At 44.3% G+C, this 25,104-nt stretch carries 17 protein-coding genes; 3 read left to right on the top strand and 14 right to left on the bottom strand.

From position 1 onward, the window contains the following. Positions 1–42: 42 nt before the first annotated feature. From sodA to J5566_RS04430, 8 genes are all read right to left on the bottom strand, one after another. Positions 43–648: a superoxide dismutase gene (gene sodA, locus J5566_RS04465; RefSeq protein WP_208562266.1), complete on the bottom strand. Its 606-nt coding sequence runs from the start codon at positions 646–648 to the stop codon at positions 43–45. Positions 649–725: 77 nt separating this feature from the next. Continuing rightward, complete coding sequence (holA, locus tag J5566_RS04460; protein ID WP_208562265.1) at positions 726–1,763, bottom strand: DNA polymerase III subunit delta; 1,038 nt, start codon at positions 1,761–1,763, stop codon at positions 726–728. A 78-nt stretch (positions 1,764–1,841) separates the two neighbouring features. After that, a complete protein-coding gene (locus tag J5566_RS04455) occupies positions 1,842–7,568 on the bottom strand; it encodes a ZmpA/ZmpB/ZmpC family metallo-endopeptidase (protein ID WP_208562264.1) in 5,727 nt (1,908 codons plus the stop codon). Positions 7,569–7,724: 156 nt separating this feature from the next. Continuing rightward, the gene (locus J5566_RS04450) at positions 7,725–8,360 is read right to left on the bottom strand and encodes a Maf family protein (RefSeq protein WP_208562263.1); all 636 of its coding nucleotides are present in this window, start codon (positions 8,358–8,360) and stop codon (positions 7,725–7,727) included. Positions 8,361–8,545: 185 nt separating this feature from the next. Beyond that, positions 8,546–9,481: a hypothetical protein gene (locus J5566_RS04445; RefSeq protein WP_208562262.1), complete on the bottom strand. Its 936-nt coding sequence runs from the start codon at positions 9,479–9,481 to the stop codon at positions 8,546–8,548. Between the two features lie 246 nt (positions 9,482–9,727). Next, on the bottom strand, positions 9,728–11,965 hold the full coding sequence (locus tag J5566_RS04440) for a DNA internalization-related competence protein ComEC/Rec2 (protein ID WP_208562261.1): 2,238 nt from the start codon (positions 11,963–11,965) through the stop codon (positions 9,728–9,730). Beyond that, positions 11,949–12,599 (bottom strand): helix-hairpin-helix domain-containing protein, encoded by a 651-nt coding sequence (locus tag J5566_RS04435; RefSeq protein ID WP_208562260.1) that lies wholly within the window; start codon positions 12,597–12,599, stop codon positions 11,949–11,951. Before J5566_RS04435 ends, J5566_RS04440 begins: the two co-directional genes overlap by 17 nt. A gap of 67 nt (positions 12,600–12,666) precedes the next feature. Further along, positions 12,667–13,410, bottom strand: a complete 744-nt coding sequence (locus J5566_RS04430) for a lysophospholipid acyltransferase family protein (RefSeq protein WP_208562259.1) — start codon at positions 13,408–13,410, stop codon at positions 12,667–12,669. A 91-nt stretch (positions 13,411–13,501) separates the two neighbouring features. On the opposite strand from J5566_RS04430, the gene J5566_RS04425 reads away from it, so the two are divergent. Genes J5566_RS04425 through J5566_RS04415 form a run of 3 tightly spaced genes read left to right on the top strand, consistent with a single transcriptional unit; the run spans position 13,502 to position 14,868 of the window. After that, complete coding sequence (locus J5566_RS04425; protein WP_208562258.1) at positions 13,502–14,251, top strand: tRNA1(Val) (adenine(37)-N6)-methyltransferase; 750 nt, start codon at positions 13,502–13,504, stop codon at positions 14,249–14,251. Continuing rightward, positions 14,241–14,510, top strand: coding sequence for a GIY-YIG nuclease family protein (locus J5566_RS04420; RefSeq protein ID WP_208562257.1), 270 nt, complete (start codon positions 14,241–14,243; stop codon positions 14,508–14,510). Before J5566_RS04425 ends, J5566_RS04420 begins: the two co-directional genes overlap by 11 nt. Further along, complete coding sequence (locus J5566_RS04415) at positions 14,500–14,868, top strand: potassium channel family protein (RefSeq protein WP_208562416.1); 369 nt, start codon at positions 14,500–14,502, stop codon at positions 14,866–14,868. Before J5566_RS04420 ends, J5566_RS04415 begins: the two co-directional genes overlap by 11 nt. Here J5566_RS04415 and J5566_RS04410 read toward each other — a convergent pair. The 6 genes from J5566_RS04410 to J5566_RS04385 form a co-directional block, all read right to left on the bottom strand. Then, complete coding sequence (locus J5566_RS04410; protein WP_208562256.1) at positions 14,865–15,995, bottom strand: chloride channel protein; 1,131 nt, start codon at positions 15,993–15,995, stop codon at positions 14,865–14,867. The two genes, J5566_RS04415 and J5566_RS04410, sit on opposite strands and share 4 nt — an antisense overlap. 124 nt (positions 15,996–16,119) lie before the next feature. After that, a complete protein-coding gene (locus J5566_RS04405; protein ID WP_208562255.1) occupies positions 16,120–16,632 on the bottom strand; it encodes an HdeD family acid-resistance protein in 513 nt (170 codons plus the stop codon). 26 nt (positions 16,633–16,658) lie between these two features. Then, entirely contained in the window at positions 16,659–17,261 is a 603-nt protein-coding gene (locus J5566_RS04400; RefSeq protein ID WP_208562254.1) for a TetR/AcrR family transcriptional regulator, read from the bottom strand. Between the two features lie 102 nt (positions 17,262–17,363). Then, positions 17,364–17,975 carry an FMN-dependent NADH-azoreductase gene (locus tag J5566_RS04395; RefSeq protein ID WP_208562253.1) on the bottom strand — a complete coding sequence of 204 codons (612 nt, stop codon included), beginning with the start codon at positions 17,973–17,975 and terminating at the stop codon, positions 17,364–17,366. A 120-nt stretch (positions 17,976–18,095) separates the two neighbouring features. Further along, positions 18,096–18,503: a GNAT family N-acetyltransferase gene (locus J5566_RS04390; RefSeq protein WP_208562252.1), complete on the bottom strand. Its 408-nt coding sequence runs from the start codon at positions 18,501–18,503 to the stop codon at positions 18,096–18,098. Positions 18,504–18,723: 220 nt separating this feature from the next. Then, positions 18,724–24,993 (bottom strand): mucin-binding protein, encoded by a 6,270-nt coding sequence (locus tag J5566_RS04385; RefSeq protein WP_208562251.1) that lies wholly within the window; start codon positions 24,991–24,993, stop codon positions 18,724–18,726. Positions 24,994–25,104 lie beyond the last annotated feature (111 nt).

The following is a 25,104-nucleotide window of genomic DNA, read 5'->3' as shown; positions in this document are numbered from 1 at the left end:
TTCTAAGCTTTTTCAATTCTGAAAATGTGAGACTAAGCTCTATTATTTTGCCGCCTTGTAAAGTTCATCAACTTTTGTCCAGTTAATCACTTCAAAGAAGGCTTTGATGTAGTTTGGACGGACGTTACGGTAGTTGAGGTAATAAGCATGCTCCCAAACATCAAGTGCCAAGATTGGTTTCAAACCTTGCATGATTGGTGTGTCTTGGTTAGCAGTTGAGATAACTTCCAACTTGCCTTCTTTGTTAACAACCAAGAAAGCCCAGCCTGAACCGAAGCGAGTTGTTGCTGCAGTTGTAAAGGCTTCTTTGAAGGCATCAAATGAACCGAAGGTCGCATCAATATCAGCTGCCAATTCTGCTGAAATCTCTGTTTTTTCTGGTGAAAGCAACTCCCAGAAAAGAGCGTGGTTGAGGTGACCACCACCATTGTTGATGAGGGCTTGGCGGATGTCAGCTGGAATGCTCTCTACATCTGACAAAAGTGCTACCAAATCTTCACCGATTTCTGGGTGTTTTTCAAGGGCTGCATTAGCATTTGCAACATAAGTTGCATGATGCTTGTCGTGGTGAAGGGTCATTGTTTCTGCATCAATATGTGGTTCCAAGGCATCGTATGCGTATGGAAGGTCTGGTAAAATAATTGCCATATTCTTGTTCTCCTATACTAATTGATATACCTATTTTACTCCAATGTGAGAGCCTTTTCAATTTATTTGTCCGAATTCTAACTGCTCATACTAGCTAATTTTAAGAGGGCGATATCAAAAAGATAATCCTTGTCGTTCTGTCCCGTTTTGATGCGAAAATCCGTTTCAATCAACAAGGTCACCGCTTTTTTCAAAAATCCTATGGACAAGTTTCGCGAATCTCTGAGAGCAAACTTGACTTGGTATGGATTGACCTTACGACCAAGTATATCTGATAAATCCGCTACAATCTGTTGTTCGCTCCGCCATTGCGCCTGTAATAAACGCACTTGAAGAAACATGCGAAATTGGGTCAGAAGAATAGCAATTAGCTTGATTTCATCCTCTCCCTGCAAACGCAAATCCTTAACCAAACTAGCAGCCTGATCCATCTCGCCTCGCAGAACTAGCTGACTCAGATCAAAGACATTGTCCTGAAGGGTCTTGGGGATGGCCAAGTCCACATCTTCTTGCCGGATAACTTCCTGTCCCTTATAGGACAGCAAGAAAGCTAAGTTTTTGGTCAATTCTGCAAAGTCAAAATTGGATTTTAGCAAGAGGTGGTCAAATGCCCTCGGCTCCATTTGTAAACCCAAATGTCCCACCTCTTGTTGGAAATGTTGCCGAATAGCTGCTTCCTTGAGGGGCTGTGCTTCCAAAATAAGACCATCTCGCTTGAGAAGTTTGACCAATCGGCGCTTACTGTCCAACTTTCCTCCTGCTAGAATGACCAAGCGGGTTGTCTCTACCGGATTTTCCAAATACTGCTCGAACCGTTTTAACTCTTCGTCAGTTAAGTAGCGCTTCTTATCGGTAGTCAAGTCTGAAAAGTAATCTAAAATCACAACCTTTTCATCTGCAAAAAAGGGCAGGGAAACCAAGTCCATATCAACCTGACCATAGTCTGCCTCTGACATATCAAAATATGCATAAGTCAAATCCGCCGCGTCAAAACCAATCTGGGTCAAGAGTTTGTCCTTGGCAATCTGATACTGGCCTGTGTCTTCTCCAGCTAAGACGGTGATGGGGCCTAAATTCTCCTTGGTAAGTTTTTCAATTTCTGTCAGTACTGTCATAATTTCCTCATTTTCTGGCTCTATTATACCATGAAAAATCACCTAGTAGACATACTAGGTGATTGTCGGTAAGTAGGCCTACTTCTTCGAGCTCCGTTTTCCCTTGTGTAAGATGAACAGGCTAGCGAGAGCACCTAACCCTAAACTAAATAAGTAAAGAGATACCTTTTGTCCTGTCGCAGGAAGTTTAGCCTGAACAGATGATTGGCTGATTCTTGCTCTAGCTTCCTTCCTTTTCGCAAGAGGTTGAGCTGTTGAGACACTATCCAATGGTGAAAGAACACCCTCTGACAATTCATGTGTAAGACCAGTACCTTTGGCGGTTTCTAATGGCGGAAGTACAGCCTCTAACAATTCATGCGTAAGTCCTGTACCTTTGGCGGTTTCCAATGGTGGAAGAACACCCTCTGGCAATTCATGTGTCAGACCAGTACCTTTGGCGGTTTCCAATGGCGGAAGAACGCTCGCTGGCAACTCATGCGTTACACCAGTACCTTTGGCGGTTTCTAGTGGCGGAAGAATGCCCGCTGGCAATTCATGCGTAAGTCCTGAACCTTTGTCGGTTTCTAGTGGCGGTAGGACGCCCGATGGCAATTCATGTGTCAGACCAGTACCTTTGGCGGTTTCCAATGGTGGCAGGACGCCCTCTGACAATTCATGCGTAACACCTGTACCTTTGGCGGTTTCCAATGGTGGCAGGACACCCTCTGGCAATTCATGCGTAAGTCCTGAACCCTTGACGGTTTCCAATGGCGGTAGAATACCCTCTGGCAATTCATGCGTAAGTCCTGTACCTTTGGCGGTTTCTAGTGGCGGAAGAATGCCCTCTGGCAATTCATGCGTAAGTCCTGAACCTTTGTCGGTTTCTAGTGGCGGTAGGACGCCCTCTGGCAATTCATGTGTAAGACCTGAACCCTTGGCGGTTTCCAATGGCGGTAGAATACCCTCTGGCAATTCATGCGTAAGTCCTGTACCTTTGGCGGTTTCCAATGGTGAAAGAATACCCTCTGGCAATTCATGTGTCAGACCAGTACCTTTGGCGGTTTCCAATGGCGGAAGAACGCTCGCTGGCAACTCATGCGTTACACCAGTACCTTTGGCGGTTTCCAATGGTGGCAGTACGCCCTCTAGCAATTCATGCGTAACGCCCGATCCCATGTTAATGGAGAGAATATGCAGTGGGACATGAACTTCTTCATGACTCTGGTCATCATAGGTCACTCGCACGATAACTCTATAATCTCCACTAGCACTTGGAAGAGTTCCCACGACCTCCAGTTCAACGCTTCCAGCCTCATTTGGCAGACTAATCAGCTGCAAGACCTGCTCCTCTTTTACCTGCTCACTATCGCTTGGCCAAGACTGGGCTTCTCCCAAAGTAAGCGGTTGAAAACGACTGGCCTTAGAAGGCAGTTGTGCCTGCACCTGAATCGGCAGTGAGAGAATATGATTCCCCAAGGTCAAAGTCAACTCCTGCTGACTGCTCAAAAGCGGAGTTCCAACAGGATTGGCACTAACACCATACTCAGTAAAACGTGTCGCATCAATCACCAAAGCAATTCCCTGCTGATCTACCAACCGCACACGCACCCCTGTCAAGTCTAGGATTTCCCCTTCCTGATACCTACTCTTATCCAAGCCCTGAACCAAGGTCATTTCCTGGATAGAAGTTTTATCGAACGACAAAATTGGAGTGGTTGGAATCACCAGTACCACAGGAATATCAATGGTCTGACTAGCAGAAATCCCCGTCAAAACAGACGGATCAAAGCCAGGAGCCAACTGGTAGGTCCCCTTGACTGCCTGGGGCAGATAAGCCTTCACATTGGCCAGCGACTGACCGTCCACAACCTGCACCTGCTCGGACTTCAGCACCTGCCCGGCCTGGATAAATCGCAAGGTAAGAGTATGAGTCTGAGGCTGCTGGTCACGACTAACAAGACGATAGTGACCATTTTCTTGGACAATAGCAAAGCGATTAAAATGATTAGCCAAGCTAACCGAGCTAGTCGGATCAAGCAGGCCTTCAACTGTCAAAAAGACCTGATCCACTACAGGTGCCAGCTGGGACTCAAAACCTGTCAGTTCTATTTGAAGAGGACCTGTTACATCCGCAAGTACCTCCAAACGAGAACCAGCTGGAATCACCAATTTACCTTGACCAGCTAGGTCGCCAATTTGAAGAGCTGTCCCATTGTCCAATTGCAACTGACTGCCAGCCCCAATCGTCACCAATCCACTAATCCGTTCAACCTGCCTGTCCAAAGTAACAGCAGCATTTTCAGCCAAGGTCAATTCCTGCATATCAAGGAAGTTGGCACCGTAGATACGAGCGGCATTGATGGTCACCTGATTGTCCATACTATTGGACGCCACGACCTCTTTGACCTTGGTTGAACGAGAAATCAATTCCACTCGACCGTAGGTCACCTGGTCATTTTGCCCACCAAGATCGATTCCCTCATCTACTCCCGCAAACTCGGAATCAATGGTGATGGTCACAGGGATGGAACTTGAACTATCTGCATTACCTGCAAAAATCTGACGGAAACGGGTATTGGAATCACCATTTACAACCAGTAAGCGAGCATGGTCCCCCGTCGCTTGCCCAGTACGAGCCCCTGCAACGATGGTCGGACGCAGTTTGTCCTGCAACTGATTGACCGTTGTGGACACCGCATCAAAGGTTGCCTGATAGCCATTCAAATAGATGGTTGGCTGGTGACTACCACTCGGAATCATGTTGAGAGTCATATTGGTAAAGGTAACCGCCGCTCCCAATTCCAGATCTGGTCCGCGGAAGGTCAAGGTGTGGCCCTGACCGTCAATGGTCACAGCCTTACTGATGATAAACGGAGCATCTTGACGGTGGGTCACATTTCGCACCAGCTTAATGACATCACCATCGCTGGCCTGTTGCAAGGCATAGGACAGGCTGTGGTAAGGGTTGGCCTCTGTCCCTGCCCCTTCTGTCGAACTTTCCAGACCGTTGGTCACATAGAAGGTACGGCTGGCATCTTTTTCCTTATAGATACTGCTTTGGAAATCATTGGTCATAGCCAGGTATTCTTGGAAAATCTGCGTTTTGAGTGAACGAACAGCTGTTACACCCGTTGTCAGATAGGTGTTGTTGGCTTGATTTGTCTTCATCTTAGCCAGATCTTGCTCCACTGCCTGTCGCATCTTGGTTTCCAAATCAGCCAGATCTGTAAACTGACTCGTTGTCTTCAAATCTGCTAATCGTTCCGCCCGTCTTGCATACATCGCCTTCTTAAAGGTTGCTAAATCACCATTGTGTTCTGGCATAATGGCCGCCAGAGCAGCTTGGTCATTAACATATTGATTGGACAGATAGGCTACCATACCGTCCTTGTAGCCATATTCTCCAAGGAGTTCATAGGCATAGCGACGCATGGTAAAATCACCTACAAAACTGCTATTATTTTGGAGACCAGCATAGACTGGTTCGAACAAAGGCACGACAAAGTAATCATTATGATTGGCAACCCCTCGCGTCTCAAAGCCCTTGAAGGCCAAGCGACCAGAAACCATCGCATTGTCTACCAAGTCATCTACACTTGTCAGACTTGCAGCAACCTCTTCACTAATCGCTCGAAATTCATCTTGGATTTTTAGTGGATTGGTCGGCGAAGGTGAATAGGACAGTTGATTAAAGAGGACAGCCTTATCTGCGGCAGATTTTTCCAGACTGACCTTGGCTTCCAGATAGTCTAAACTGTAAACAACATCCAGCAAGCCCTGCATATATTCTTTCAGGTCAGCCTCCGTTTGGAAACGGCGAGGTGACTGGTTCTGAGTCCGATTTGCTCCCAATTCATAGGCGGTATTGAGGTTAAAAATCGGAGCATAAGAAGATTGACCTTGGGTATTATTATGGGAATCAAACAATCCCGTTGCGTATAACTCCGCATCCTTGTTGGTCCGTCGACCGTAGCCATTAAACCAGACCTTGTTGTCAAAAATGTGAGTCATCTCATGGGTGTAGACTGACAAACCATTGTCTGTCAAGGCTTTTCCTAAAAAGAAGGTGATACGGGTATCGCTATCTTTCTGTCCACCGGCCTGCAAGAAATTAGAATACAGGCCCATAGGGGTAATAAATTGTCGAACGCCTGGAAGAGCCTTATTGCCTGTTTTGGCCGACCATAGACTACGAGCCGATTCATTGGCCTGACCCAAAGCCTGCAAACTATCCACTACGACAACCGTTGGATGAGTCCGCAAGGTATCGCTCTTTTCACTAATCCGATACCATACATCGATAAATTCCTGTTGAGACTGGACCGTCTTGTCCAAGCTAGCCTGCAAGGTATCGGTAGCAGTCCCAGCTGGCAGATAGGTATCTCTCAGGCCATAGGTAATAGTGTCAGTGGTTGCCAATGCCAGCACCGAATCTGAACTCAGGGTCAGGAGTGGCAGGATATGACTAACCAAGCGAGGAGAATCCGCCTTCAACTGCTGATAGAGAGAGGAATTGCCATTTGGACTGGTTGACTCGACAATGTGGGCCTTGGATGTTTCCTTAAACCAAGTCTCTACATCCTGTCCTGAAACCCAACGCGGAACTTGACTTTCGATGAACTGGACAAGATCCGCCTGCTTGGTAATCGGTGCTATCTTTTTCTGGTAGGTTGTCAGATTATTTTTCAGCTCCAAGTCAGCATAGGTCTGCGTTCCGATGGAAATCAAGTTGTTCAGGACATCTGTCTGGCTACCAAACACCTCTGGATAATAGAGAATCAGGTCTTTGGCAGCTAGATTCCCGAACTGGAAACCGTACTGGCGGTCAAGATAGGTCAAGCCCAGCAGGATTTTTTCCTTGTTGGCTTTTACAGTAGCGGTATCGACTGCCGTTGATTTCTCAAAAACACCTGTCAGAATAGTATCGAGATTGGTCTGGACGGTTCCAAAATTCTCTCGCATATCCAGCTGGTCCATATAGACCTGTCGCTTGCGATTGGCCAACTCTTCAGCCGTTGGCTCTTGCCCATTCTTCTCTCTCTTCAACTCCTGGGCAATAGCCAAGCCATCTAAGAAACGTTCCGTATGATTTAAGCCATCATAGAGACTTTCATAGGTGACTGCTTTTAGGTCAGATGAAACAGCAGTGACCAAATCAGCTACATTTTGACTGTTCTTAATTGTTGGGGTGTTGGCTGTAGTGGCCGCTTCTACTTGACTGGTACCATCTGCATAGACTTCTTGCACTTGGGTCACGGTTTGCTGGGAAAGGCTGGTCACTAGTTCCCCATTGGCATCCAATGGTAGACTGGCAATCACTGTTTGATCTGCCACACTCCGTGCCATTCGACTACGGAATTGTGGTTGTGACACAGGTACTGCCTCTGGTGTTGGCACTTCTTCTGAGATATTGTCAGTCTGATCCAGTCCTACTGGAGACTCAGTGATAGCTTGGTCTGGGAGGACTGGTGCTTCCGACATCCCCTGGCTTACTGCGACCTCTACCTCATCCAGACCTGCTTCTGCGATAGGTTGCTCTGCTGAAGTTACCGCTACTGGTGTTGGCACCGTCTGACCTTCAAGAGACTGCTCAACAGGTACTGGATCCTGCGACGAATTTTCCACTAGGGTTGGGGTAGCAGAAAGGCTCGCTTGACTTTCCTCGACATTACTAACTTGCTGAATTGACACTTCCTCACTGGACAATTCAGCAGCCTGAACGGTTGCCGAATTGGTTACAACAAACCCGATCGAAAGTGCTACAGAAACCACTCCTACAGCGTACTTCCGAATTCCAAAATGAATCTTTCTCTCTCCTCGCATATATCCTCCAACTTCGACTTGATATATCTATGATATCAATGTTAATATACAACACTTATTCTATCATACTCCATTTACAGTCTCCTAAAAATAAGCCCTGCCTTCTAAATGCTAGAAGGCAGGGCCGAACATTATGTATCACTACAATCTAATAACTTACTGTCGCTCCGCTATTCTTCGAGCAGTCTCCGCAACTGGCAGGCCAATAATGGTGTGAATATCGCCTGCCACATGGCTAATAAAACGGGGATCCAGTTCCTGAAAACCATAAGCACCAGCCTTATCCATGGGCGATCCAGAAGCCAGATAGCTGTCAACCGCTTCCTGCAAGTCGGGATACCAGTCCACAAACTCAATCTCCGCAACAGTATAGAAAACTTCCAGATAATTCTTTGCCCGCAAGCAGACAGAAGTCACCACTTCATGCTTCTTACCGAAGTAGGACAGGAGCATGGCACGTGCTTCCGTCTCATCGCCAGGCTTGTTATAAACCTGATCTTCAAAAACGACAATGGTATCCGCAGAAATATAGAGCACTCCCTCTTCCAAGTCGCAATCTGACTTGGCCTTGGAAATCTCACAACAGGTCTTGGCAGCCCGCGTCAGAAAATCATCTGCGGCAAAGCGTTCCATAAACAATTCCTCGATTCCTCGCTCATCTACCTCAACCGCAGCAATCTCAGGCTTCAAAAATTCCAATAATTGCTTACGACGGGGCGAGGTGCTCAAGAGGACAACTTTCTCAATCAGAGGCTTTGTTCCATCTTTCTCATAATCAACAATATACTTCATAGCTACTCCTTATCTGTTGTTTTCCATTATAACAGAATTTCCAAGTAGTGACTATCACTCCTTCACCGTTTCAATCTTCCACTCCTTCCAGCCTCTAAAGCGAATGGCTCCTTGCTGGTCGATGCAATACTAAACAAATGATTAGCAAGAAAAAATTTAAAAGGTCACATCAAAAAATGCGACCATTATTTTTTCAGAATAGAGTACATTGTATTAGCGATTGCTAGGTTTTTCGCAAACTTTATCTCTTGTTGAAGCATTTCTTGGTGCTGGTTTACTTGCATATATTGACGTTCTTGGTAAAATAAGTTGATAGCCTCTTGAAGACTATTTACTCTTCCTTGACGGTAATATTGATACAGTGTTCCAAAGAATAATGTACTACTTTCACTACCTTGTTGCTGAATTAGCGGATGCTCTTTCGCCTTTCGTAAGGTAAATTCAGCTGCTTCTTGAGCTAGCTGTAGTTGTTGATGAACTACTTTCTGATTGGAAAGTTTATTTTTTTGCAAATAGATCCAAGCTCCAATTGGTACAGCTGGTATTATGAGTACTTTGACATAATCAAAAATACTATAATAAGAAATTTCAGGAATAATTTTAAACATCACTAAGATTGAAAGGGCAATAATCGGTAAAACCCATCTCCCTTTTTTCCTATTCCACTCTCCGGTTTCTCTTATTTTTTGCAACCATAGTGCTACCGACTCATACCTACTGATGAGAATCGTTGCATCAATAATAAACTGCTGCATAACATCAGTCTCACTATGAGACTTCCTCAAAGTTTGGTAAAAAGTTGCAAACCAATTTTCAGAGGAACAAACTTCACTTACTAAAGGTTTTTGAAATAAACCATCACCGAACATGGCACTAGATCGATTATAGGTTTCAAGAATCTCCAAATCTCTTGAAGAAAAATGAATCTTACCCTGCAAATATTCTTCATATGACGTAGTTAATTCATCCCAATCGTTCCTAAATCGAGGGGGTACACTATAGTCAACTTGCTCTTCTAAAACTCTTTGTTTTTGAAAACTCGTTTCCTCCATCCACTTTCTTATCTTTGCATAGTCCTCAGGAGTATAAGACCCTAATTCTGTCCAAATCAAATCACTCATATACCATCACTCCTTAGTGTTACCTATTTTCAATCCACTTATTAGAACAATTTTGACATTGATAGTATGTCTCTGGTTTCTCTCCACTTGAAAATAGTAATCCCGAGTGATTATCTCCAATTTTAACAACACTATGACTTCCACATTTTGGACACATACTTTTTCCCTCCAACAGTACTATTAGGAAGTATTGACTGGTAAGTCAATACTTGATATGCATAGTATATCAAGCTTTTTCTAAAACCATCACTCCTTCACCGTCTCAATCGTCCACTCCTTCCAGCCTCTAAAGCGAATAGCTCCTTGCTGGTCTGTGCGATAGACTTGAATATTGCGACTATCAAATCGTTCCAAGGTTTCTTGGTGGGGGTGTTTGTAGCGATTGTTTTCTCCAGCTGATATCAGGGCAATCTTGGCACCGATATGGTCTAAAAATTCTGGATAGGAAGAGCCTTTTGAACCATGGTGACCGGCTTTGAGGACATCGACAGGCAGATTAGGATAGGTTGCTATCAAGTCCAACTCCCCTTGCTCCAGATCTCCTGTAAAGAGAAAGTTAGTTTCCAACAAGCGACCGTAAAGAACAATAGAGTCATTATTGCCACCGTCTCCTGTCTCATCTGGATAGAGGACTTCCAGATAGGAGTCAAAAATCGGCAAGCGGTCGCCCACTTTCACCACATGGACAGGCACATTGATTTTTTTCAGAGTTGCTACAAAGTCAGGCACCGTCAGACTTCCCGGCGACACGACAATCCGACCAATTTGCACCTGCTTAGCCACTTCCAGCACATCGCCCACATGGTCAGTATCGGTGTGAGTCAGCACTAGACTATCAATCCTGTCCACGCCCCGACTATGCAGATAGGGAATCAAAGTCCGCTCTGCATTTGCCTGCCGAGATCGCTCCTGCCACGCTTCCTTGGCCGCGAAATCGACTCGACCGCCCACATCAATCAGGACCGTCCGCCCCCGCATATCCCGCAAAAAGATGCTGTCCCCCTGCCCGATGTCCACCACCGTCACCTCGTTTTCCAGCGGGTGTTTGGTGATGAAAAATAGCAGAGCGAGGACCAGGCTTAGTCCTAGGAGCCATTTCTTCCTCCTGTGGAAATCATAGAGTAAGAAAAGACAGACCAGCAAAAGCAAGAGGACCAGCTCAGACGGCTTGCCCAGTATCCAAGGTCGCAAGCCCAAATCCGCCACCCAGACAATGATTTTTTCCATAAAGACAAAAAATCCGTTGACCCAAGTCATCTTGACAACTGGCGACAGGAGAAAAATGACCGACAAGCCTGGCAAGAGCAGAACATCAAAGACAAAGGAAAATAAAAAAGTCAAGAGAATAGACAGGGGCTGAAAGGCATAGAAATAGGTCATGAGCACCGGCAAAATTCCTAGCGAAATACTGAGGCTCTCCACCGCGGTCTTTTTGACCTGCCCCAAGTCTTCAAAATCAAAAACCGTCAGCAAAAAAGCATAGGTAAAGGTCAAGACACCGCCAGCTGTCAACAGAAATCGGGGCAGAATCAGGAGACAGACAAAGACCGTCGCCGCAAAGTTGTCCAACTTCCGCAAGCCCAGATTACCCAGAATTTTTTGGACCAAGGACCGCACTACCGACACAGAAAAGCCAGTTAAGCCCGCATAGACAAGGGAAAAGGGAATCTGCAACTTATTCACCGTTTCCTTGGTCAAGCCCAAACGCAGTAACATCCAACGAAACTTGTCGATGAAAAATCCAACCTGCATACCAGACAGGGCAAAGAGATGAATGATTCCTAGACTGGAATAGAGGTCGCTCATCTGGTCGAAATTACTATCCAGCTCACCAAATAAAAGCCCTGTCATGTAGTGACTCATAGGAGCTGGAAAATTGGTTTTGATATAGACCAAGGCCTGCCTCCGCCAGCTTGACAGCCAGTCAAAGACATTCCATGACTGGACTGGGACAATCTTCTTTATCGCAGAAATCTTAACTGTCCGATAGATGCCCTGTGTTTTCAGATAGGCCTGATAGTCAAAGCCCTTGAAATTCCGCTGACCAGCTGGCAGACTGACCTCTGCTTCCACTTCTAGCTGGACCAGATCTGTCAGCGTTTGAAAATAAGCTTGCTCCTCCTGACTGGCTAATTTGTAAAACACCTGATAGGTTTCTCCGTCAGCCCGACCACGAAAAGACAAGTTGTCGCCATTGATGTCTATGGTATCTGGAATGACCTGCACAGTTGTGACTTGCTCTGGGGCTGACTGGTCTGTCCGCTCCCATTGGACCTTTTGGTAGCAGAAAAACAGACCACATAGGGCTAAAAGCGGTAGCGTCTTGAGAAAAACTGTCTCGCCTTGCCGAATCCAAAAAACAACTGCTGCCAAACTCAACAGGCCCATTGTCAACAAGGAGAAAGAGTGGACTGCAAAGTAGGCCGCCACCACCAAAAGAGCCAGGTGAATGGGCTGACAGGGGAGCTTACTCAACCGTGACATAAGGTCGGATACTTTCCATTGTCTTGTCGCCGATACCCGATACATTGTTGAGGTCGTCTACCGACTGGAAGCCGCCGTTGGCCTCACGATAGGCGATAATGTCCGCCGCCCGCTTGGCACCTATGCCCGAAATGGTCTGCAGGTCTGCCTCGGTCGCCGTGTTGAGATTGACCTTGCTTTCATTTCCTTTTTGAGAAATAGCCGAGCTGGCAGTCGTGCTAGCCACCACCGAGATATTTTCTTCCTTGCTGGCCACATAGACCACCGCTTCGTCGCTGAGCTTCTGAGCCAGATTGACCGACTTAGGATCTGCCTGACTGGTCAAGCCGCCAGCCGCCTCAACAGCATCATTGACACGCGCACCAGCTTCTAAAGTGTAGAGTCCTGGTTTTTCCACCGCTCCCTTGACATCAACGACCAGCTGGCTGGGCTCTTCACTGGTTTCCGAGCTAGACTCCTCAGCCTGCTCCTGACTGCTCGACGTTTGCTCGGTCTGGGGAAAATCAGTTAGACCTGTCTGGTCAGACTTAGCCGGCTGATTGAAGAATAAAAATGTTCCTACAAGCACAACAGCTACTAATGGAATCGCAAACTGCCATTTGTATTCTTTAAGTAATTCTTTGTATTTCTCCATATTCTACCTCCACTTGTTTTATTCGAAAAACATACAAAAAAACCCGCAAGTTGCGAGTTTAAAAAATTTACTTATCGAGTTGAGTGCTTGGTTGCCAGAAGAAGCTAGCAAGGTAGCTAAAGATATAGGTCAGACCCAAGATAAGAGCAACCAGTAAAAGAACTGGGATACGATAGATATAGGTCAAGAAATTTGGCTTTTTCTTGGTCTGGAAAGAGGCTGCGTAATCGTCCAAGCGTTTGAACTCAGCCTCGATACGGCTAGTTACTTCTGCTGTACCTGCATCGTCCATTCGCTTGATGTCTGAAACATAGATAGGATTTCCAAAAGCCACATCGATTCGCTCACCAGCTAAGAGTCCTTTGATAGTCATGGGACCCACATAGGTTGCTGGCATGAGCTTGACCTTGGCTGACTTGGCAATGACCGCCACACCACCTTTTAGCTCAGATGAATGACGACTTCCAGAAGGAAACATGACCAGCGAACGGTCACTTTTTTTCAACATGTTAACTGGATACTTGATGGCTGCCATACCAGGATTTTCACGGTCAATGGGAAAGGCGCCACATTTTGAAATCCACCAGCCAAACCCACGGTCCTTGAAGAGTTCTTTTTTAGCCATAAAGATGAACTGCTTAGGAGCAGCCGCATAGCCTAGAAAAACTGGGTCCCAGAAGGTTTTGTGCGGGGCGATGAGGATATAATTTTCCTCCTGTGGCAAGATATTATCCCTATCATGGTAGTGAATATTGCCATTAATTGCCCAAAGTAAAAATGTCAGTAGAGTTCGTAGATAGGAATAAAACATCATCTTCTCCTTTTCAGTTCTTCTATTATACCACACTTTTACCGAGAGAAAAATATACAACTACATCTCCAGGTTATGCTATAATAATCTCATGCACAATCCAGTTTTATTAGACGGAGAGCGGATTGACCAGCTCTTCTCGACAGATGTTCAGATTATTCAAAATCGGGAGGTGTTTAGCTACTCGATCGACAGTGTCCTCCTCTCACGTTTTCCAAAAATGCCTGCTCAGAAGGGGCTGATTGTTGATCTTTGTAGTGGAAATGGGGCGGTGGGCCTCTTTGCCTCCACACGCACCAAGGCTCAGATTATTCAGGTCGAGTTGCAGGAACGGCTTGCTGACATGAACCGACGTTCCATCACCCTCAATGGTCTGGAGGAACGGGTTTCGGTTATCAATGATGACTTGGCAAACCTGCCCCAGTATGATTTGCGGTCCAAGGTGGATTTGATGCTCTGCAATCCTCCCTACTTCAAGGTGGATAAACAGTCAAACCTCAATGAAAGCGAGCATTATCTTCTGGCCAGACACGAAATCGCGACCAACCTAGACAGTATCTGCCAGGTGGCCCAACAGGTACTCAAATCCAATGGTCGCTTGGCCATGGTCCACAGGCCCGACCGATTTTTAGATATTTTGGACACACTAAGAACCTACAAGCTGGCTCCCAAACGTATCCAGTTTGTCTATCCCAAGGCCAGCAAGGAGGCCAATATGTTGCTGATTGAGGCTATCAAGGACGGCTCGGTGGACGGTCTGCACATCCTGCCACCTCTGGTTGTCCATGAGGAAAACGGCGACTATACTCCTGCTATTCATGAGATTTATTATGGAAAATAAGGCCTACTTTTATGTCTTAGAATGTGCCGACGGGAGTCTTTATACTGGTTATACGACTGATGTGGAGAAGCGGCTTGCTACCCATAATCGTGGGAAAGGGGCCAAGTACACCCGCGGACGCCTACCTGTCAGCCTGGTCTATCAAGAAACCTTTGCTAGTAAGCAGGAAGCCATGTCTGCCGAAGCTTTGTTTAAGAAACGCAGTCGGCAGAGTAAATTAGATTATATTGCAGAAAGCAGAAAAAATGATACAAAATAAGAAACAAAGCCACCGCCTTCGCATCATTTGGCATATCTTGAGAGTGACTGGCTTCGCCACTTTTCTCACTTCCTTTTTCAGTTTTATCTTTCTTGCAGCTGGATTACTGCTCTGGTTGGAGCCAGATTTTACTAGCTATGGGGACAGTCTCTGGTACAGCTTTGTCACAGCGACGACTGTTGGCTATGGAGATTTGCTAGTCACCACTGCTTTTGGACGGATTATCAGCATTATCTTAGCTATTTACGGCATTCTCTTTTTGGGGAGCCTGTCTGGATTGGTCGTCAGCTACTATACTGAGGTCAGCAAGCATTATTCTTTAGCAATCGAACAGGACAAGCAAAAAACTGGCTCTTAAGAACCAGTTTTTTCTTGTTTTTGATGGCCTAGCCAGTATTTTCTGCCTGCAATTGTCAAACCAATTACTAGCAAGGAAACTGGTAGGAGCTGAAGTGGGAAGAAGAGACTGATAAATATACCTGCCAGCCATTCCTTTTCAAGCAGAGCAATGGCCATAGACAAGCTCACGACCAAAACGACAAACAGACTGTCTGCTTGTGGAAAAAGCTGTGCCACCGCAAATCCATGCAAAAAAGCAGCAAAGGTTACCGGAAAAATATCTCCACCAGTCCAACCTGTCCATAGACAAAAGTCTAAGAAAAGCAATTTGGCAAAAGATAGAAGGATGAGAGTAAGAATAGGAGTCTCCATTCCCACTTCCACAATGGAATGCAGGCTGTGTTGCCCAGAGAAAAGCAGGGTCGGAGCCAGCATGGTCACTAGGAAAATGCTTAAGGCTCCAAGGCTAATCTTGATAGATAAGGAAAGATTTAACCTGTCTAAACGTGCACGAATAAAAGGTTTCAACCAAGAATAACCTTTTCCTACTAAAAATCCATAGAAACAAAGTGGCAAGAAGATAAGAATATCTGTCAAAGTCCAACTTGTTTCACCTAACTTAGTGACAAAATACGGCTGGTCTGTCAATCGCATCATGAGCCAAAAGACAAACAAACCATTGGCAATCAACAAATTGCGTAATCGTTTCCCTGTCTGCTTTTGACTGCTGGGATAAGGCAAAAGATAAGCGCTAGGATGAAATAGATAATTTATCCACTTTCCTATCCCCTGTCCTCTCAACTTCTCCCAGTTGGCTTCCAGATAACGTAACTTATCCGCCTGCCAGATGGAATAGGCAATCACTGCTCCAAGAAGAGGTGCTTCCGGACCAACACCAGCACCCGAAACCAAAATGACCAGTGCCAAAACTAAATTACGCCAGGTATTCTGATAAGCCACCGTTCCTTCATGTCCCAATTCATGAAGCAAATCATGACTGGTCTTAGGCAAATTCCCCCACTTAGTTTTTAGAAGAATGACCAAACAAGTTAAAATAACCAAGATCAGAATCGAATAGACCGTTTCAAAATGAAACTGATGAGGCAGACTTTCCCATAAAAAGTGACTAATAACCTTTTCAGCCATGATAAACCCATACGAAACCAAGGCAATGACACTACTGTAAACCAAACCAATGGCGGTCAGGTGAATTTCTTTTTTTTTCGAACATACTCTACCTACAAGAAAGAGGCAGTATCGCCTCTTTTCATTATTTTATTTTGAAAAATTGAACAACCGCTACAATCCCTTGATAAATAAAGACAAAGGCAATGGTGTAGCTGATCAAGAATCCTGTCATCAATGGGTGGCCCATCATGATTAAACCTGCAATGATTCCCAAAATTCCCATCCATACAAGTGGTGTGCCGACTGACTTATCTGTCTTACGAACCTTGAAACCAACAATTGTTTTGGTAATTCCGTTGCTCAAAGCCCAGAATGAAATGATGAATGGCACAAAGGTTACCAGTTCGATAAAACTACCTGAGAACAAGGCAAGGGCCAAGATAAGCGTTACAATCCCGCCAAACAAGTTCCAACCATGATTTTCTTCTGCTTTAAAATAATTCACAATCTCAGAAATCCCCTGAACTGCAAATACAAGTGCAAACAAGAAAGTCATTGAAGCAAGACTAATAGCCGGATTCACCAACATTTGAAAACCAGCAAATACAGAAAAGATACCCGCAAGCAATAATAACCATTTCCAATTTTTTGACATTTCTGTCTACCCCTTTTTTTAAGGAACTAGTCCTTAATGATTCCATACACCATCATATCCAAAACCTGTGATAATTGATTTTCGTAGCCCGATACCAAATCTGTCAAACTGCTGTCTGACGAAACGGTTAGATAGTAAGAACGAAACATGTCCTGAATCAAGCGTAGATAGGCCATGGCCTTCTTTTCATCAATATGGTCTTTCAGTTTGGATTCTAATAGTAATTTTTGACAAACCTGTTCATTCAAGTCTAAAAATACAGCCTTCTGAGGTGCTATTTCCACCTCCAACTCTTTTGGTGTTGCAATCATAGCTTCAAAGAAAATATGACTATGCTCTGGAAAGTCCCGATAAAATTGGTGTCGTCTTTCCATATAAGCAGCCAGAGTTGGCACTTGACCATCTTCCCCCAAAAAGATGGTCAAGGCTTTTTCAAAACTCTCCTGAACACAAGTCAGGTAGAGGTCAGCTTTCCCTGAGAAATTGTGGTACAAGACACCTTTTGAAATCCCATCTACCTTACAAAGTTCATTGATGATAAATCCCTTGTAACCCTTGGCAGCAAATTCCCTCAATCCTGCGGCAATGATCATTTCTCTGCGAAGTCTCGTTTTTTCTTCTTTTCTCATGATCTTCCCTCCGATTTATTATTATAGACCACTTGGTCTATAATGTCAACAGTAAATATCTTTCAACAAAAAAAGGAGTTGGCTGAGCCAAATCCGATTTACTTAAAATCTTTCTAAAATCCGATCAATTTTAGCCATTGCCTCTTCAAAAATAGCCTGAGCCTGGCTCGGATCGGCAGATTGCCCTTCGATAAAGACCTGATGAATGTCTTCAAAGCCTAAAAATTCAAAGATAGACTTGATGTACTGGGCAGCTGGATCCTGACCTGCATAAACACCACCATTGGACTGGATGTGCAGGAGCTTCTTATCTTTGACCAGTCCGATAGAGCCTTCTGGGCCATACTTAAAAGTCAGACCTGCTACATTGATGGTATTGACCCAAGATACCAACTGACTGGGCACATTGAGGTTCCAAAGGGGATTGACGACGACAATCTTATCAGCTGCAAGAAATTGCTGGGTCAAAGCGTTGTAACGGCCCAATAGCTCTGCTTGCTCAAGACTGATACTCTCGCCTTTTTTCGCAGCTCCCATGGCCTCTAACAAGGATTTATCCAAGGCAGGAATCTGGTCTTCAAAGACATCCACAACTTCTATCTGATCTTCTGGGTGCAAACTGGCGTAACGAGTTTGAAACTCTTCCAAGGCCCGCAAGGCGTAAGACTTTTGTGCATTAAGTGGGTGGGCTTTTACGATTAATAGACTTGCCATTGTTTTTCTCCTTGTTACTAATTATTGATAATTATATTCTACTCTTTTTGATTTATTATTCAAATCATCTGCTCAAAGCAAGAAGCTGGTCAACCATCCTCTCCATTTCTAAATCATTCCCTATTTTAAATAAGTAAAAGCAACACAGCCTAGACTGTCCACATCCGTGAAACCGAGTGCTTCATAGAAAGATCGTGTTTTCTTAGTATTGTCCGTCAAGAGATGGAGCTGATAGATCTCTGAAAAGTGTGTAATGGCTTGTTCCAGGAGTTGGCGTCCAATCCCTTGTCGCTGATAAGCGGGCAGGACTAAAATATCCTGAATGAAAACAATGGAATAGCCATCACCTACTGCTCGTAACAAACCTACAAGTTGCTCTCCATCAAAGGCAGCCAAAACCAATAGAGTATTTTCTAAAGCTTTTTGCAACCGTTCTGGACAAGCAGTGTAGTTTGTCCAACCCACAGAGGCATAGAGGTCTAGGACAGCTTGAAAATCAAGTTGAGGATTTTGTTTGTAAGTAATCATGTCTTTCTCCTTTGTAATGTTTTTAGAATACAAAGTCTTTATCCATTGTCAAAACGCCCATGATCAACCCTCCTAATTTCACTGTATTTAGTATAGCAAAAAAACATCAATTATTAAAGGAATTATAGGAAATCAGGGACATTTGATGGTCTTCTAAGTGGGGTTCCGGTGAAAAAAAAACAAGAGAGGAAAATCCTCTCTTGTTCATGTACACTGAGAACTACTCTTCTCTATGAACTTTCACAACCATACCGATTGTAGCTAATAACAAGCTAAGCCCTGTCATCCAGATAATATCTGCACTACTATCACCTGTATTTGGCAAAGTGCTTGGACTTGTTTTTTCTACTTTCGAAGTATTAGACTGACTCGGTGAGGTTGGATGTGTAGGTAGAACTGGTTCAAATGGTACATAAGTAATCGGTACATCATCTGATGGATCTGATGGAACCGGTGGCAAATTGTAACCCTTACTTGGATCATTTGGATCGACTGGGGTCAATGGTGTGACACCGTCTGGTCCAACTGGAACATAGCCTGGAATATGAGGCAGAACTGGTAGGTCGGTACCTGGTTTACCTGGATCCGTTGGATGGTTTGGATACGGAATAGGGGTCACAGGCTGACCTGGGATGTTTGGTACCCAAGCACCTAGTTTCTTATAAACTACAGTAATAGACTGATCTATATCTGTCACAGTAAAGGTATGAGCTGCTACACTTGCTGTTTCCGTATAGTATCCCAAGATGATTGGAGATGGAACAGCTGGCACAGTCTGATCCTCAGACCAAGCACCATAAGTTACTTGGCCAGTTACAAGATTAACAGTAGCACTTCGTTTAAAGCTTGCTGTCTGCGTAACGATTAGCGGACTACCATCTGAATTCAAGACTGGACTTCCATCCTCATACACATACTTGATGGTCCGTGTCACTGTTTGATTGAGGTCACTTTCCTTCAAGCCATCTGGCCATTTCGGTCCGTCTGGATTATTCGGATCCACTGGCGTAACTGGGGTCTGTGGAGTATCTGGGGTGATAGAGACAACCTTAGCTTTCACAATGACAGTGAAAGTCTGAGGGGTATCCTTATCTGTATCAAATACTTGTCCACCTTCCTTGGTGAAGCCATCTGTCACGACCTCATAACCTTGGTTAGTCAATTCGGTAATACGTGCTGTGGTGGTGTAATTAATTGGCTCACCTGACTTACCGATCACTTCATCAATGCCACCCAACTGCTGACCATTCTCATCTTGATAGGTGATGGTCGCTTTTTGAGCGTCTTTGACATATCTTACGATGACTTCTTTATCTGCTGCAGTAGCTGGCACGTCTAGTTCTGCTTCTACACTTGCTTTGTCTGCTGTGTAGCCTGCAATAGCTGGAGTATCTACCTTATCGAAGTCGTCATCTGTTGATGTCCAGTCGCCATAAGTCACTTCTTTAGTTACCAGGTTAACGGTCGCAGTACGTTTGTAGGTCAAGGTTTCTACGACATCTGGCTGAGCTTCTGATCCGTCTTCGTATTGGTACTTGATGGTACGTTTTACTGTTTCGTTCAGATCTGTTGCTTTCACTCCGTCTGGCCACTCTGGTCCGTCTGGGTTGCCTGGATCTACCTCAGTGCCTGGATCTTTCGGATCTTCTGGTGTGACTGTTACTACTTTTGCTCTGACTACTACTTCGAATGTTTGGTCTGTAGCTTTGTCTGTGTCGTATACTTGTCCACCATCTTTAGTGAAGCCGTCACTTACTACTTCGTATCCTTGGTTAGTGAGTTCAGTGATACGAGCTGTTGTGGTGTAGTTGATTGGCTCGCCTGACTTACCTGTTACCTCATCAATAGCTCCTAGCTGTTGATCACCTTCATCTTTGTATGTGATGGTCGCTTTTTGGGCGTCTTTGACATAAGTCACGATGACTTCTTTGTCTGCTGCAGTAGCTGGCACGTCTAGTTCTGCTTCGACACTTGCCTTGTCTGGAGTGTAACCTGCAATAGCTGGTGTGTCTACTTTGTCGAAGTCATCATCAGCTGAGGTCCATTCACCATAGGTCACTTCTTTAGTCACTAGGTTGACGGTCGCAGTACGTTTGTAAGTCAAGGTTTCTACGACATCATCCTTAGCCTGGCTTCCATCTTCGTATTGGTACTTGATAGTACGTGTTACAGTCTCATTTAAGTCTGTAGCTTTGACTCCATCTGGCCATTCTGGTCCGTCTGGATTACCTGGGTCAACCTCAGTACCTGGATTCTTCGGATCTTCTGGTGTAACTGTCACCACTTTAGCTCTCACAACAACGGTGAAGGTCTGGTCAGTGGTCTTATCCGTATCGAAGACTTGTCCACCTTCTCTAGTAAAGCCATCTGTCACAACTTCATAACCTTGGTTGATGAGCTCTGTGATACGGGCTGTCGTGGTGTAGTTGATTGGCTCGCCTGACTTACCTGTGACTTCATCGACAGTACCCAGTTGATTACCACCTTCATCTTGGTATGTGATGGTGGCTTTTTGTGCATCCTTGACATAAGTCACGATAACTTCCTTGTCTGGTGCTTCTGCTGGCACATCTGCTTCAGCTGCCACACTTGCCTTGTCTGGTGTGTAACCTGCGATTGCTTCTGTATCTACTTTGTCAAATGCATTATCTGTAGAAGTCCACTCACCATAGGTCACTTCTTTAGTCACTAGGTTGACGGTCGCAGTACGTTTGTAAGTCAAGGTTTCTACGACATCATCCTTAGCCTGGCTTCCATCTTCGTATTGGTACTTGATAGTACGTGTTACAGTCTCATTTAAGTCTGTAGCTTTGACTCCATCTGGCCATTCTGGTCCGTCTGGATTACCTGGGTCAACCTCAGTACCTGGATTCTTCGGATCTTCTGGTGTAACTGTCACCACTTTAGCTCTCACAACAACGGTGAAGGTCTGGTCAGTGGTCTTATCCGTATCGAAGACTTGTCCACCTTCTCTAGTAAAGCCATCTGTCACAACTTCATAACCTTGGTTGATGAGCTCTGTGATACGGGCTGTCGTGGTGTAGTTGATTGGCTCGCCTGACTTACCTGTGACTTCATCGACAGTACCCAGTTGATTACCACCTTCATCTTGGTATGTGATGGTGGCTTTTTGTGCATCCTTGACATAAGTCACGATAACTTCCTTGTCTGGTGCTTCTGCTGGCACATCTGCTTCAGCTGCCACACTTGCCTTGTCTGGTGTGTAACCTGCGATTGCTTCTGTATCTACCTGGTTGAAGTCGTCATCAGTTGAGAACCACGGAGTATAGGCAAGAGCTCCAGTAACGACATTTACCTTAGCAGTACGAGTGAATGTTAGTGTTTCTTCAACTGTTGGTCTAGCCTCTGCTCCACCCTCATACTGATACTTGATAGTACGCTTAACGCTCTCGTTCAAATCAGTAGCACGTACTCCTTCTGGATATTTCGGTCCTGTTGGATTAGTTGGATCTAAAGGAGTATTCGGTTCTTTTGGAGCATCGGGAGTTACCGTCTTAATTCTTTCACGTAGGACAATTTTAAATACCTGGCTTGGATCTTGTCCATCAATGTCATTAACACTATCAAATGTCGCTGCAGCATTCATGAAATTATCACTGACTATCTCATAGCCATCATTTAATTTGTCACGGAGGTAGTCGTTAGTTGCTGTCGTTGAAATAGCAGAACCTTTTCTATCTTGCTCAATAAAACTCGTATCAAGGACTTCTGGTCCTTCTTGATTATTCTCAACATTAACTGTTTTTGTATAAATTTCTATCTTAGCCTTAGCTGCCTTTTCATAAACATAGGTCAGTTCCTTCAACGTATCACGTTCAATATTACCTGTCTCTTCAGACACTTTAACAATGTGACGCAATTCGGCTGTATTTTCAGTAACTGGTTTTAGGGCAGATGTTGTTGAATCTACTTGTTTAAACAAATAGCGGGTACCATTTATTGTCTTCTCAGTATCACGGAGTGATGCTGTATTATATTGGGTACCCGTTGTACCGTGGTCAACTAAGGTTACACTTTGCAATATAGGTTGACCTGTCTCATCGACATAATGGACGACAACCCCACCTTTTTCGGCATAGTAATAGGTCACATGCTGTTCATTAGAAACATTGTCATTAACCATACGAAGTGTAGCACCACCAAAGCCGAATGCCTTTCCATCTTTACCTTTTAAGCTGACAGCTTTGTGTTCTGGAATAAAGAAATTACCTTCTGGGAAAGATTCTCCATTCTTACTAAGGAGCATTGTTTCACCAGTAATAACATTGGTAAACGTATGAGGATCTGTTTTGAAACTTTCAAACTGATGTTTGGAAGTATAGCTATACCTACCTTCCAATGTATTCACTGCACCTGGAACAATTTCCTCAGATGTAAAGAATTTGATAAAGTTTTCTGATGTAAGGTCTGCTTCCGTAATATTTGTTTTTCTATCAAGCGCTAATCTATTTGGTCCATCTGGATTCAGTAGGTAAATATGTGCTTTGTGGGTACCGTCTTTTTGGGTAACTTCCAAGACACGCACCAAATTGTGCGTCATGATACTTTGAATCGTTTTTGCTCCGACCTTGTAATCTGCTGCCAAATCTCCCTGTAGAACAGTCGGCACATCTTCGGCAATTAGCTCATATTTATCAAAATCTAACGCACCTGCAATAGTATAACTATCTCCAGTTAATGCTCCTTTTTGGATATAGGTAGCTAGCGTTTCTTCTGCTCTCTTTTCTGTAGCTTTTACGACATATTTCGTTTCTTGTGTCGTACGAACCGGAACTAAAACATTAAAAATATTCAGTTCTGTCCCAACAGAATTTGGACTAACCTTATCATAAATGACTGTATTGACATTGCCACCATTAGGGTTGTTGATTTTTAAGTTTTTGCTTGTAGAATTACTCGGATCTGGGGTGAATTGAAAACGATATGTATAACCAGCGTTCTCATATTGAGATAAGGTATTAAACTTAGCTGTAGAACCTTGGGCAATCTCTATCGATTCTAAAATTTTATTATTCTGACGCTTATCAACTAAATCTGCATATACCTTGTTGATTTCTCCTTCTTTAGAGATAGAAAATTGGAAGAAGTAATCTTTATTATATTTGTTATTAAATGTCGTTGTCTTGTTTGGTTCTATCTGAGAATTCAAACTTAATACCATAAAGACTTCTCGTCCATCAGGTAGCGTTGTTTTATACGCTGTAGGTACTGCTGTTGTTGCTTCTGCTACACTTGCATCACCAGCTGCTACATCCAAACCTGTATTAGCAGCCTTAACTTCGTCCGGAATAACCCATTCAGTAGTTACATAAGAAACTGTATTTGTACTTCTTGGTGCATTTTCGATAGTCCTAAAACCACTTGTCCCTTCCGCATCGCCACTAGCTGTAACGGTCGTTTCTGTCAGCGGATTATCCTTCTCATCTTTTTTACGCGTCACAGCAAAAGAAAGAATATTGGTTTCATTTTCTGCTACAACTTTAGTTATGACATTTGGCTGATCATCTGCAAGACTATAGCCTGAATCTAGCTTGTCTGCAGTGACAGTTACTTCCGTCTTTGCTACTTCATCAGTAGTCGTAACAGAAACATAGCCTACTTGACCAAGCTTCTTCTCTTCACCAGTTTCCACATCGGTTTGAACAACCTTATATGGAATATGTACTGTCCGTTCGCTTACTGGTTCTACAAATTCTTTCGATAACTCTGTCAGGGACGGTGAAATAGGGACTGACACTTCTGTCTTGACCACTTCTTCAACGACTACCCTTTCCTCAGCCCTACCTTCTACACCTGCTGAACTAGGCTGACTAACATTCTCTACTTGAGGGGAAACTGTATCTTCAGTAAGTTCCGTACTGCTACTATCAATTTTCTCAATGCGGAAGGTTATAAGATTATCCACACCTTCAAGGATATCTACTGTCTGCTGAGCAGCCTGGTCTACTACCAAACGATAACCCTCTGGTAATGTAGAACCTTGTACCAGACTGTAGCTAGCTTGCTGATCAACAGTTGTCACCTCCATGGATAAGGTTTCTGATGAAATTACCTCATTCATAGGGTCAATATAGCGGACAGTATAGGAAATTACAGCTTGTCTAGACAAAGCCTCTTCTTCCACAGGGTGATTTGGGTCTGACTGGACTTCTTCACTTTGCAAAACGTCAGCTGGTTGAACTGGTTCTGTGACCACTTCTTCCTTTACAGCTTCACTAACAGGCAAAAGTGTCGATGTTTCAGGCGAAACTTCTTCTGAAAGTGGCAAGCCATCTGATCTTTCTTCACTCACAACGACTTCCTGCCCAAGAGGAGAAACAGGTATTTCCTCGCTAGCACTTACCTTAGTCCCTGTACCAAGAACCAGCGATACACCTAAAAGTATGCTGGCAGCGCCAAAATGAAATTTTCTGATTGAAAACCGCTGTCTTGCAGCATACCAATCGAAACCTTTCTTTCCTTTTTTCATAAATGGACCTCTTTTCATTATATTGATATTGTTTTTTGAAAAACATATATATTAACATTTTGTGAAGGTTTTTTCAAGGAATTATGTGCAATTTTAAGTAAATATAATAGA

The sequence above is a fragment of the Streptococcus suis genome (assembly GCF_017601095.1).
In the GTDB taxonomy this organism is placed as follows: Bacteria; Bacillota; Bacilli; order Lactobacillales; family Streptococcaceae; genus Streptococcus; species Streptococcus suis_Z.
This window is presented reverse-complemented; position numbering and strand designations above follow the sequence as displayed.